The 11,775-nt window shown below is 65.5% G+C and carries 11 protein-coding genes; 9 read left to right on the top strand and 2 right to left on the bottom strand.

The window, feature by feature from the left end:
* Positions 1–38 precede the first annotated feature (38 nt).
* The gene (locus AC1Y2B_RS22565) at positions 39–383 is read right to left on the bottom strand and encodes a YbaB/EbfC family nucleoid-associated protein (RefSeq protein WP_482255380.1); all 345 of its coding nucleotides are present in this window, start codon (positions 381–383) and stop codon (positions 39–41) included.
* 69 nt (positions 384–452) lie between these two features.
* On the bottom strand, positions 453–2,222 hold the full coding sequence (locus AC1Y2B_RS22560) for a DNA polymerase III subunit gamma/tau (RefSeq protein WP_482255379.1): 1,770 nt from the start codon (positions 2,220–2,222) through the stop codon (positions 453–455).
* Between the two features lie 98 nt (positions 2,223–2,320).
* Here AC1Y2B_RS22560 and AC1Y2B_RS22555 point away from each other — a divergent pair, with 98 nt between their 5' ends.
* From AC1Y2B_RS22555 to AC1Y2B_RS22515, 9 genes are all read left to right on the top strand, one after another.
* Positions 2,321–2,824, top strand: coding sequence for a flavin reductase family protein (locus AC1Y2B_RS22555; RefSeq protein WP_482255378.1), 504 nt, complete (start codon positions 2,321–2,323; stop codon positions 2,822–2,824).
* Positions 2,825–2,885: 61 nt separating this feature from the next.
* The gene (locus tag AC1Y2B_RS22550; RefSeq protein ID WP_482255377.1) at positions 2,886–4,271 is read left to right on the top strand and encodes a bifunctional enoyl-CoA hydratase/phosphate acetyltransferase; all 1,386 of its coding nucleotides are present in this window, start codon (positions 2,886–2,888) and stop codon (positions 4,269–4,271) included.
* A gap of 151 nt (positions 4,272–4,422) precedes the next feature.
* On the top strand, positions 4,423–5,163 hold the full coding sequence (locus AC1Y2B_RS22545) for a metallophosphoesterase family protein (protein ID WP_482255376.1): 741 nt from the start codon (positions 4,423–4,425) through the stop codon (positions 5,161–5,163).
* Positions 5,164–5,166: 3 nt separating this feature from the next.
* Positions 5,167–6,573, top strand: coding sequence for a protein kinase domain-containing protein (locus AC1Y2B_RS22540; protein ID WP_482255375.1), 1,407 nt, complete (start codon positions 5,167–5,169; stop codon positions 6,571–6,573).
* A gap of 62 nt (positions 6,574–6,635) precedes the next feature.
* Positions 6,636–7,745, top strand: a complete 1,110-nt coding sequence (locus AC1Y2B_RS22535) for a M14 family metallopeptidase (RefSeq protein WP_482255374.1) — start codon at positions 6,636–6,638, stop codon at positions 7,743–7,745.
* Between the two features lie 27 nt (positions 7,746–7,772).
* Positions 7,773–9,362 carry a peptide ABC transporter substrate-binding protein gene (locus tag AC1Y2B_RS22530; protein ID WP_482255373.1) on the top strand — a complete coding sequence of 530 codons (1,590 nt, stop codon included), beginning with the start codon at positions 7,773–7,775 and terminating at the stop codon, positions 9,360–9,362.
* Positions 9,363–9,488: 126 nt separating this feature from the next.
* Positions 9,489–10,412 (top strand): ABC transporter permease, encoded by a 924-nt coding sequence (locus AC1Y2B_RS22525; RefSeq protein ID WP_482255372.1) that lies wholly within the window; start codon positions 9,489–9,491, stop codon positions 10,410–10,412.
* Positions 10,413–10,416: 4 nt separating this feature from the next.
* Positions 10,417–11,259, top strand: a complete 843-nt coding sequence (locus AC1Y2B_RS22520; protein WP_482255371.1) for an ABC transporter permease — start codon at positions 10,417–10,419, stop codon at positions 11,257–11,259.
* Positions 11,234–11,775: ATP-binding cassette domain-containing protein (locus tag AC1Y2B_RS22515; RefSeq protein WP_482255370.1), on the top strand; the 542-nt coding region annotated here is incomplete at its 3' end. The genes AC1Y2B_RS22520 and AC1Y2B_RS22515, both read left to right, overlap by 26 nt.

Genomic DNA, 11,775 nt, shown 5'->3' with positions numbered 1-11,775 from the left:
CCCCCCGCGGGATATTTGGAGAAGGCGAAAGGGCAAGGTCAGAAGGGCATCTTGAAATCGGCGGGCAGGCCCATCGCCTCGCCGAGGCGGGCCATTTCCTGCTGGCTGCGGGTGGCGGCTTTCGACTGGGCGTCGCGGATGGCGGCGATGATCAGGTCTTCGACGACTTCCTTTTCGGAGGCCACGAGGATGGTGGGGGAGATGTCGAGGCCGGTGACCTCTCCCTTCGCGGTCACACGGGCCTTGACGAGGCCGGCACCGGATTCGCCCACGACGACGATGCGGGAGAGTTGGTCCTGCAACTCGGCCATCTTGCCCTGTACCTCTTGGGCGGCCTTCATCATCTTGGCCATGTCGCCCAAACCACCCAGACCTTTCAGCATCGGCGTCTCCTTTTGTTCTGGGTGAGAGATATGCGGCGCAGGGCCGTGCGGCAAGGGGCAGGGCGGGGGTCAGCTTTCTTCGAACGGGTCCCATTCGTCTTCGACTTCGGGGAGGGCCTCGGCGGCGGCGGAGGCGGCGAGGGCTTCGGGGGTGCGGATGTCGGTGATCTTGCTGCCGGGGAAGGCAGCCAGGATGGATTGGACGAGGGGGTTGGTCATGGCCTCGGCGCGGGCCTCGTTGAGGTCGCGGTCGCGGTCTTCGAGGATGGTGGGTTGGCCGCCCGAGGAGACGACCGAGACGCCCCAGCGGGTGCCGGTCCAGCTTTGCAGGCGTTGGCCGAGGCGGGCGGCGAGGTCGGGGGCGGCTTGGGGTGTCGGTTCGAACTCGATCCGCCCGGGGGCGTAGCGGGCGAGGCGGAGGGTGGCTTCGACCTCGAACAAGAGCTTCATGTCGCGCTTGTCGCGGATCAGGGCCACGACTTGGTCGAAGGTTTGGTAGGTGGTTTCGGGGGCGGATTGGACGGCGAGGGCTTGGCCCTGACCGCCGCTCATCATCGGGGCGCGGGCGGGCAGGGATGGGGCGAGGCGCATCATCGGGGCGTGGAGTGCACCGCCGCCAGCGGGGGCGCCCCCGGCAGCGGGGCCAGAGATGCCGCCCGTCGGTTGGGCGTTGCGCAGGTGGCGCAGCAGGGTTTCGGGGTCGGGCAGGTCTGCGACATGGGTCAGGCGGATCACCGCCATCTCGGCGGCCATCATGGCGTTGGGGGCCTGGGCCACCTCTTCCAGGGCTTTGAGGAGGAGTTGCCACATGCGGCTAAGGGAGCGCAGGGGCAGGCGGGCGGCCATGTCGAGGCCGCGAGAGCGTTCGTCGGGGGCGACGGTCGGGTCATCGGCGGCGTCGGGGGTGATCTTCATCACCGAGATCCAGTGGGTGATTTCCGCCAGATCACGCAGGACGGCGAGGGGGTCGGCGCCGTCGGAATATTGCGAGGCCAGTTCGTTCAGCGCCTCTGCCGCCGCCCCGCGCATGATCATGTCGAACAGGTCCATCACGCGGCCACGGTCGGCGAGGCCGAGCATGGCGCGGACGGCTTCCGCCTCCACCGCGCCGGCACCGTTGGAAATCGCCTGATCCAGCAGCGAGGTGGCATCCCGGGCGGAGCCTTCGGCGGCGCGGGTGATCAGGCCAAGCGCGGCATCGGTGATGGTGGCGCCTTCGCCTTTGGCGATCTTTTGCAGGAGGGCAATCATCACCTCGGGCTCGATGCGTTTCAGATCGAAGCGTTGGCAGCGTGACAGCACCGTCACCGGGACTTTGCGGATTTCGGTGGTGGCGAAGATGAATTTGACATGCTCGGGCGGTTCTTCCAGCGTCTTCAACAGGGCGTTGAAGGCGGCGGTGGAGAGCATGTGCACTTCGTCGACGATGTAGACTTTGTAGCGGGCGGAGGCGGCGCGGTAGCGGACGGAATCGATGATCTCACGGATGTCGCCGACGCCGGTGCGCGAGGCGGCGTCCATCTCCATCACGTCGACGTGGCGGCCTTCGGCGATGGCGCGGCAGGGTTCGCACACAAGGCAGGGTTCGGTCGTGGGGCCGCCCTTGCCGTCCGCGCCCACGCAGTTCAGGCCCTTGGCGATGATGCGGGCGGTGGTGGTTTTGCCGGTTCCCCGGATGCCGGTCATGATGAAGGCGTGGGCGATGCGGTCCGCCGTGAAGGCGTTCTTCAGGGTGCGCACCATGGCCTCTTGACCGACCAGATCGGCAAAGGTCTCGGGCCGGTATTTGCGCGCCAGAACGCGGTAGGCGGGATCGGCGGGGGCGTTGGGGCTGGACATGGGGCTTCCGGATTCGAGGTGGCGTCAGACTAGGCCTTGCCGGGCGCAAGGTAAACCTGTGGCTGGAAATGGCAGCGGGTTTGCCCTATCTGAGGGAGATGGACCACATACCCGCTCTTGAGCCCAGCCCCGAAGCCTTCAAAGCCGCCATGCGCGGCGTTGTGGGCACCTGCAGTCTGATCACCGTAGGGCAGGGGGCCGAGGCGAACGGCCTGGTCGTGACCACCGGCATTTCATTGACGGCAGAGCCGCCGATGGTCTTGGCCTGCATCAACCGCGCCTCGTCCTGCTGGCCTTTGCTGGGGCGCTATGGGGTGTTTGGCTGGTCGGCGCTGGGGGCCGCGCATCAGGCGGTGGCGGAGCGGTTTTCCGGTCTGGGCGGGATCAAGGGCGCACAGCGCTATGACGGGGTGGACTGGGCCGAGGCCGAGGCTGGCACCCGGCTTTTGGCGGATGCCCCGACCGCCTTTGCCTGCCGGGTCGATGAGATGATTGACCGGGGCACGCATTCGATCCTGATCGGACGGGTGCTGCAAATCCGCACGACATTGGGGCAGGGCGCGCTGCTGTACTGGAACGGTCAGTACCGCACCCTGATCTAGGCGTCTTGTCGCAGGAAATTCACTTGCCCTGCACCTCTGGCTGATGGACACCTGAGCCATCATGATCATGCAAAACCGCCCGTTCGATACGCTTAAAGTTGGGGATACCGCCGAGGTGCGCCGGCTTTTGACCGCGGATGACCTGTATGTGTTTGCCGCCGCCACCGGCAATCACAACCCGATGCATCTGCCCGACCGCGAGGGCAACGGCGGCGCGGATGCGGCGTCGGGGCCGACGGCCTCGGGCGTCTTTCTGGCGGCGATGATCTCGGCGGTGCTGGGCAATGTGCTGCCGGGGCCGGGCAGCATGTATCAGCGGCAGGACCTGACCTTTGCCGGTCATGCGCGCGCCGGGGATGAACTGGTGGCGCAGGTGACGGTGACCGCCCTTGGGCCAGAGGCACTGGTGACGCTGGCCACGCGGGTGATCCGGCTGTCGGACGGGGAGGAACTGGTCGCCGGCATGGCGCAGGTGCAGGCGCCCACCCATGCGATTTCCTTTGACGACCGTGATCTGCCCGGGCTTCTGGTGCAGACGCACCGGCATTTCGACGCGATCCTGAAGCAGGCGCAGGCCTTGCCCGCGCTGGTGACGGCGGTGGTCTGGCCGGATGAGCCGCAATCGCTGATGGGGGCGATGCTGGCACGCGATCATGGCCTGATCGTGCCGGTGCTGGTGGGCGACGGTCCGAAGATCCGGGCGGCGGCCTCGGCGGCGGGGATTGACCTGACGGGGGTGCAGATCGTCGGCGCGTCGAGTGAGGCGGCCGCGGCGCTGGCGGCGGTGGAATTGGTGCAATTCCGCAAGGTGCAGGCGATCATGAAGGGCCATCTGCACACGGACGTGCTGCTGCGCCCGATGCTGGACCGCGAGAAAGGCCTGCGGATCGGGCGGCGGTTCACCCATGTCTTCGTGATGGATGTGCCGGGCCTGCCGCATCCCTTGCTGGTGTCGGATGCGGCGATCAACATCGCCCCCGATTTGATGACCAAGGTCGATATCGTGCAGAACGCGATTGATCTGGCGCATTCCTTGGGGATTGCGCGGCCAAGGGTCGGGGTCTTGTCGGCGGTGGAGACAGTGACGCCGGAGATACCCTCCTCGATGGACGCGGCCTTGCTGTCGAAGATGGCAGAGCGCGGGCAGATCACCGGGGGGCTGGTTGATGGTCCGCTGGCGATGGACAATGCGGTCGATCTGGCGGCGGCGCGCACCAAGGGCATTCGCGGCGCTGTGGCGGGCCGGGCGGAAGTGCTGATCGTGCCCGATCTGGATGCGGGCAACATGCTGGTCAAGCTGTTGACCCACCTGGCCCATGCCGAGGCCGCGGGGCTGGTGATTGGCGCCTCGGTCCCGGTGATTTTGACCTCACGCGCCGATGGGCCGATGGCGCGGCTGGTTTCGGCGGCGCTGGCGGTGCTGCATGCCGGGCGTGGTGCTGGCTGACAGAGCCGGGAGGCCAGCCTCCCGGACCCTCCGGGATATTTGGACCTGAATGAAGGGGCGCGGTAGTTGGGGCGTGCGGCAGGGTCGCATGGTGTCTTGTGCGGGACTTGGTTACGCTGCCCGGAGATTTCACCGTTGGGAGGCGGGCTGAATGCGGTTGGCGATCCTGACGGACATTCATGGCAACCGGGAAGCCTTGTCAGCCGTGCTGGCCGATCAGGCTGCGCGGGGCTGTGAGGCGATCCTGATTCTGGGTGATATCGTGGGCTACGGACCGGACCCGGAATGGTGCTGCGACAAGGTGATGGAGCTGGCGGCGGCAGGTGCCGTGGTGCTGAAGGGCAACCATGACGAGGCCGTAGCGCTGGGCAGCGCCGGCATGTCGCAGAATGCCCGGCGGGCGCTGGACTGGACGCGGCCGCGGCTAAGCGCAGCGCAGGCGGCGTTTCTGGCCGGGTTGCCGCTGCGGGCCGAGCGCGAGGGGCTGCTGTTCGTGCATGCCAGTGCGGAGGCGCCGCAGGACTGGATCTATGTGACTAATGAGGTGACGGCGGCGGGCTGTCTGCGCGCCAGCCGGGCGCGGGTGACCTTTTGCGGGCATGTGCATCTGCCGCAACTGTACTCGGCCGATCTGCGGGGGCAGGTCGCGGGGACAAGGGTCAAGTTCGGGGTGCCCTTGCCGCTGTTGCGCTCGCGCAGGTGGCTGGCCGTGGTGGGGTCGGTCGGGCAACCGAGGGACCGAAACCCGGCGGCGTCTTATGCGATTTATGACGAGGCACCGGGTGAATTGACCTTCCGCCGGGTGGCTTATGATTGTGGGGCCACGGCGGTGAAGGTGCGGGCGGCGGGCTTGCCGGAAGCCTTGGCCCTGCGCCTGTTGAATGGGGATTGAGCGATGCTGAGGCCGCAACCGGGGTTGGAGGTGGATGGGTTCACCTTGGGCGAAAAGCTGCATGAGGGCGGGTTCGCCTCGATCTGGGCGGTGACGCATGCCTTGTACCGCACACCGATGGTGATGAAGGTGCCGACCATTCTGGACGGCGACGACGGCCCGACCATCGTGGGCTTCGAGGTCGAGCAGATGATCATGCCGCGCCTGACCGGGCCGCATGTGCCGCGCATTCTGGGGCAGGGCGATTTCGCCGTGCTGCCCTATATCGTGCAGGAACAGATCCCCGGCGGGTCTTTGCAGCAGAAGTTCGACAAGGGGCCTTGGCCACTGTCAGACCTGCTGGAAACCGCCGCCCGGATGGCCGAGGCGCTGCATGCCCTGCACAAGCAGCATGTCGTGCATCTGGACCTGAAGCCTGCCAACATCCTGCAGCGCCCGACCGGAGAGATGGTGCTGATCGACTTCGGTCTGGCGCGGCACGACGAACTCCCCGACCTGCTGGAGGAAGAATTCGCCATTCCGATGGGGACTTACCCCTATATCGCGCCGGAACAGTACCTCAAGCAGCGCGACGATCTGCGCAGCGACATCTATGCCTTGGGGGCGATGATTTACGAGATGGCAACGGGCAAGCCGCCCTTCGGGATGCCGCAGAAGCTGCGCGGGGTGCGAAAGCGGCTGTGGCGCGACCCGGTGCCGCCGCGTGCGCTGCGGCCGGAAATTCCCGAATGGCTGCAAGAGGTGATCTTGCGCGCGCTGGAGGTGGACCCGGCCCGGCGCTATCAATCCGCCGCCCAACTGCGCTTTGATCTGCGCCATCCCGCGCAGGTCGTGCTGACCGAGCGGGCGCACAAGATCAAGGCCGACGGCCGGGCACGGGTCTTTGCCCGCTGGCGCAAGATGCGCAAGGTCACCGCACTGTCACGGCCGAACACGGTTGGCGGGCAACTGGGCAAGGCGCCGATCCTGCTGGTGGCCGTCGACCTGACCCCCGAGGGCGAGGCCCTGGCCGCGCCGCTGCTGCTTTGGGTGCGCCGGATGCTGACGCTGGAACCGGATTCGCGGATTGCCTGCGTCAACATCATCAAGACCGCGCGGCTGGGAATCGAAAACATGCTGGATGCCTTGGGGGACAATCTGCATGTCGCGCGTCTGGTCGGCCTGCGGGCCTGGGCTGCCGATCTCAACCTGTCGGAGGCGCAACTGACCTTCACCGTGCTGGAGGGGCCTGACCCGGCGCAGGCCATTCTGGACCATGCGGCGCAGATCGGCGCCGATCATATCCTGATGGGCGCAAGGGGGCATTCCACGGCGCGGCGCTATCTGGGTTCGGTGTCGTCAAAGGTGGTGGCAGAGGCGGCGGCCTCGGTCACGGTGATCCGGTTGCCGGGGGCCGCGCCCGAGGCCTGACGGCATTTACTTGACTGAGAAGTCAATCAAGGTCCAGATGGCCCTCAGCAAGTGGGATGGGAATGCGCATCGAAACCCTGGCCTTGACCGGCGCCTCTGCCGGAACGCGGCGCGAACTGACGCTGTACCGCTATGGCGCGGTGGGGGCGCACCCGAAGGTCTATCTGCAGGCTGGTCTGCATGCCGATGAAATGCCGGGCGTTCTGGTCCTGCAGCATCTGATGGACCTGCTCGATGTCGCCTCGGGCCGGGGCGAGATCAAGGGCGAGATCTGTGTCGTGCCGGTGGCCAATCCGATCGGCCTGTCGCAATGGGTGCATCAGCGGCCTTTGGGGCGACAGGATGCCGAAAGCCTGCAGAACTTCAACCGGGGCTATCCCGAGCTGGGCCTTCTGGTCGCCGGGGGGCTGGACGGGCGGCTGGGCGAGGATGCGGGCCAGAACCTGCACATCATCCGCCGGGCGTTCCGGGCCGAATTGGCCAAGATGCAGCCGCGCACCGATGTGCAGGAGTTGCAGGTCGGCCTGATGTCATGGTCCTGTGATGCCGATTATGTGCTGGACCTGCATTGCGACCATTTCGCGGTGATGCACCTGTATGCGTCCAGCGCCAACCCCGAGGTCACCTCGCAGCTGTGCCGGGCGGTGGGGGCCAGGCTGGCGCTGATCGAGGACACCTCTGGCGGCAATGCCTTTGACGAGGCCCATACCGTGCCGTGGCGCCAGTTGCGGGCGCGGTTTGGCGACCGGGTGCCGATGGGCTGCTTTTCGGCGACGCTGGAATATCGCGGACAGTTTGACGTGAGTGACGCCGTCGCGGCCAAGGATGCCGGCAATCTGATGACCTTTCTGGCCCGCATCGGCGCAGTCGAGGGCTGCGGTTCGCCGTCCTACCCCGATGCGGTGCACCTGCCGCTGGGCGGCGCGGACGAGGTTTTTGCGCCACAGGGCGGCGTGGTGACCTGGGCCGCGCAGGCCGGCGATCAGGTTCAGGCGGGACAGGTTCTGGCTCATGTGGTCGATCCGGTCAGCCGCAGGCGCATGGCGGTGACGGCACCGGTGTCGGGGATGCTGTTTCGCATGGAACTTTGGCGCTCTTGCCTGCGCGGGCAATCCCTGGCCCATGTGGCCGGAGAAACGGTTGTGCGAACGGGCGATCTGCTGTCACTATAAAACAAACGTTCAACAAGGGAGTCGGGGATGGGACGGAAGGGCGGACTGTTGGCGGGGCTTCTGGCGTTTACGCTGGCCATGGCGGCTCCGGTTTGGGCGGATGACACTTTGGATCGCGGGGTGGGGTCGGAATGGGCCTCGCTTGACCCGCAGGTCAATTTCGACGCGGCGGCGGGCTGGATCCAGATGGACGCCTACGAAGGGCTGATCACTTATGACGAGACGGGCAAGATCATCCCGGGGGCTGCCGAAAAATGGGACACCAGCGCGGATGGCCTGACCTTCACCTTCCATCTGCGCGACGGCCTGAAATGGTCGAACGGCGACAAGCTGGTGGCGCAGGATTTCGTCAACGGCATCCTGCGGACGCTGAACCCGGATACCGCCTCGGAAAAGGGCTATTACTTCTATTCGGTCATTCAGGTGAAGGGCGCCAAGGCGCTGTCGGACGGCACCTCGAAAGACCCCGCAACGCTGGGGGTAACGGCGCCCGACGACCGCACCGTGGTGTTCCAGCTGCTGACCCCGGCACCCGACATGCTGGAGATCATGGGCGCGTTTCAGGTGGCGCCCCTGCACAAGCCCAGCTTTGACAAATACGGGGCGGCGGTGTTCATCGACCCGGCCCATGTGGTGACCAACGGCGCCTACATCATCAAGGAGGTGGTGCCGCAAAGCCACGTCCTGCTGGCCAAGAACCCCAACTACTGGGACGCGGCCAATGTGAAGATCCCCTTCGTGAAATACCATGTGACCGAGGATGTCGCCACCGAACTCAAGCGCTATCAGGCTGGAGAGCTGGACATCACCTATGACATCCCGCTGAACCAGATCGAAGACCTGAAGGCCAAGACGCCGGACGAGGTGAAGATTTCGCCCTCGACCGAGACGATCTATTATTCCTTCAACCTGACCCACGAGGCCTTCAAGAACATCGACCTGCGCCGCGCCCTGTCGCTGGCGATTGACCGCGACACGCTGGAAAACAAGATCGTCAAGGGCGAGGATATTCCCACGCTCAGCTTCGCGGGCGGTTTCAACCCCGATTACCACGGGCCCGCGATTGCCGAAGCCACGATGAGCCAGGCCGACCGCGAGGCTTTGGCCAAACAGCTGTACGCCAAGGCGGGCTATGGGCCGGACAATCCGTTGAAGATCAACATCATCACCTCGATCGCCGAGGATTCCAAGCGGCGGGCGCAGGGGGTGGCCTTGATGTGGAAGAAGCTGCTGGGCGTGCAGGTCGATGTGCAATCGATGGAGCGCAAGGCCTGGCTCGATGCCTTCTATGCCGGCGGCTGGGATGTGTTCTCGGACGATCTGGTGGGGGATTTTGCCGGGCCGGAGACCTTCCTTGCCTATATGCGGCCCTCGGCGGAACCGGGGTATAACTGGGTGAAGCCGGAATATGACGCGGCGATGGATGCGGCGGCGAAACTGGCCGACCGTCCCGCGCGGTACGAGGCGCTGGCCAAGGCCGAGAAGATCTTGCTGGACGACTATATATTTGCCCCGATCTCCATCGTGCCGAACCGGCATCTGGTGAAGCCTTCCGTGCATGGCTGGGGGGCTTCGGCGGCCGGGTACAACAACTCGCAGTTCCTGTCGCTGGACTGAGGACCTTGCCGGGGGCGGTGGCCGGGGGGCCAGCCCCCCGGACCCAGAAGAAGCCGGGGGGCCAGCCCCCCGGACCCCCCGGGATATTTATGAACAAATGAAAGACGGGCGAGGGTTGAGGGTGAGGTGCTGAGGTTTCTGGGCAAGCGGCTGTGGGAGGGGGCCTTGACGCTGGCGGCTTTGGTCGTGGCGACCTTCTTCTTCATGCGGTTGGCGCCGGGCGGGCCGTTTTCCAAGAACCGCAAGATCTCGCCCGAAGTGCTGGACCATATCAAGGCGGCGTTTCATCTGGATGAGCCGGTCTGGATGCAGTTTGGCCGCTACGTCTGGGGCTTGGTGCATCTGGATTTCGGGCCGTCGCTGCGGTTTCGCGATTATTCGGTGTGGGATTTGATCGCGGCCGGGTTGCCCTATTCGCTGACCATCGGGTTCTGGGCGATTGTGATCGCCTCGGGGGTAGGGGTCTCGCTCGGGGTGATCGGGGCGCTGCGGCGGAATGGCGCGGCGGATTATCTGGCGGGGACGGTGGGTGTGGTGGGGATTGCGGTGCCGATCTTCGTGATCGGGCCTTTGTGTCAGGTGGTCTTTGCGCTGCGGTTGAACTGGGTGCCGGTGGGCGGGTCGGATCAGGGCTGGCGGAGTTTGGTGTTGCCGGTGGTGGTGCTGAGCCTACCCAATATCGCTTACATCTCAAGGCTGACCCGATCCTCGATGATCGAGGTGATGCGGGAGAATTATGTGCGCACCGCAAGGTCGAAGGGGATTGGCGCGCGGCGGGTCTTGCTGGGCCATGTGCTGAAGGGGGCGTTGCTGCCGGTGATCGCCTATCTGGGGCCGGCGACGGCGGGGATCATCACCGGGTCGATCCTGATCGAGACGATTTTCGCGGTGCCGGGGATCGGGCGGCACTTCGTTGATGCGGCGCTGAACCGGGATTATCCCTTGGTGATGGGGATCACGCTTCTGTACGGCGGGCTCTTGATCCTGTTCAACATCGGCACCGATCTGGTGCGCGGCTGGCTGGACCCCAAGGTGCGCAGCCATGGATAGGTCCTTGTCCACGTTTCAGCTGCAGCTGCGCAGGTTTGCCGCAAACCGTCTGGCGATGGTGTCGCTGGCCCTGCTGGTGCTGATCGCGCTGGCCTGTTTCGTGGGGCCCTTTGCCTTTCCCTTCACGGGCGAGGATGCGGATTTCGACTATATCAGCGCGCCGATCGACTTCGGCTCGCCGCACTGGTTCGGCACGGATGATTTTGGCCGGGATTTGCTGGTGCGGGTGCTGGAGGGGGGAAGGGTCTCGCTGAGCATCGGGTTTCTCGGGGCGCTGACGGCGGGGGGGATTGGCATTCTGTACGGCGCGGTGGCGGGCTATGCCGGGGGGCGGGCGGACCGGCTGATGATGCGGGCGGTCGAGGTTCTGTACGGGTTTCCCTATGTCATTCTGGTGATCCTGCTGAGCCTGCTGTTCGGCGGCGGCAATGTGGCGCTGTTTGCGGCCATCGTTTTCACGCTGTGGCTGACCCCTGCCGTCATCGTGCGGGCGCAGGCACAAAGCCTGTCCAAGCGCGAGTTTGTCGAGGCGGCGCGGGCGGGGGGCATGACACCATGGTCGATCGTGCTGGAGCACGTCGTGCCGAATTGCGCGAGCGTTGTGATCGTCTATGGTGCGCTTCTGGTGCCGGAGGTTATTCTTTCCGAAAGCTTCCTGTCGTTTCTTGGGATTGGCATCAAGGAGCCTCAGGCGTCCTGGGGCAACCTGATCGAGACGGGGACGGCGGCGATGGACACCGATTTGCGATTGCTGCTGCTGCCGGGCGGGTTGCTGGCGGCGGTTCTCTTTTGTCTGAACTTCATAGCGGATGGATTGCGGGATGCCTTTGACCCCAACGACCGCTGACCTTCTGTCCGTCCGGGACCTGACCGTGCGGTTTTCACAGCCGCAGGGTCAGGTTGTGGCAGTGGATCGGGTGTCCTTCGGGCTGGAACCGGGGGAGGTGCTGGGGATTGTCGGTGAAAGTGGGTCGGGCAAGAGCCAGATTTTGTTCAGCCTGATGGGCTTGTTGGCCGGGAACGGCAGGGCTGGCGGGCAGGCGGTGTTTCAGGGCCAGGATTTGCTGGCCTTGACGCCTGACGCGCTGGACCGAGTGCGCGGCGCGTCCTTGTCGATGATCTTTCAGGACCCGATGACCAGCTTGAACCCCTATATGCGGGTGGGCGATCAGTTGGCCGAGGGGTTGATCGTTCATAAGGGCATGTCGAAGGCGCAGGCGTGGGAGGCGGCGGTGGCCATGCTGGACCGCGTGCGCATCCCGGATGCCCAGCGTCGGGCGCGGGCCTATCCGCATGAATTCTCGGGCGGGATGCGGCAGCGGGTGATGATCGCCATGGCCTTGCTGGCGCGGCCCGCGATCCT

The sequence above is a fragment of the Stagnihabitans sp. genome (assembly GCF_964946895.1).
The sequence above is the reverse complement of the archived record's forward strand: the minus strand, read 5'-3'. Positions and strand labels throughout refer to the sequence as shown.

What these genes read in the sequence shown, in the direction of transcription:
- AC1Y2B_RS22540 (WP_482255375.1), top strand. Translation starts at nt 5,167, where the DNA reads ATGCTGAGGCCGCAACCGGGGTTGGAGGTGGATGGGTTCACCTTGGGC.
- AC1Y2B_RS22545 (WP_482255376.1), top strand. Translation starts at nt 4,423, where the DNA reads ATGCGGTTGGCGATCCTGACGGACATTCATGGCAACCGGGAAGCCTTG.
- AC1Y2B_RS22530 (WP_482255373.1), top strand. Translation starts at nt 7,773, where the DNA reads ATGGGACGGAAGGGCGGACTGTTGGCGGGGCTTCTGGCGTTTACGCTG.
- AC1Y2B_RS22555 (WP_482255378.1), top strand. Translation starts at nt 2,321, where the DNA reads ATGGACCACATACCCGCTCTTGAGCCCAGCCCCGAAGCCTTCAAAGCC.
- AC1Y2B_RS22565 (WP_482255380.1), bottom strand. Translation starts at nt 383, where the DNA reads ATGCTGAAAGGTCTGGGTGGTTTGGGCGACATGGCCAAGATGATGAAG.
- AC1Y2B_RS22535 (WP_482255374.1), top strand. Translation starts at nt 6,636, where the DNA reads ATGCGCATCGAAACCCTGGCCTTGACCGGCGCCTCTGCCGGAACGCGG.
- AC1Y2B_RS22550 (WP_482255377.1), top strand. Translation starts at nt 2,886, where the DNA reads ATGATCATGCAAAACCGCCCGTTCGATACGCTTAAAGTTGGGGATACC.
- AC1Y2B_RS22560 (WP_482255379.1), bottom strand. Translation starts at nt 2,222, where the DNA reads ATGTCCAGCCCCAACGCCCCCGCCGATCCCGCCTACCGCGTTCTGGCG.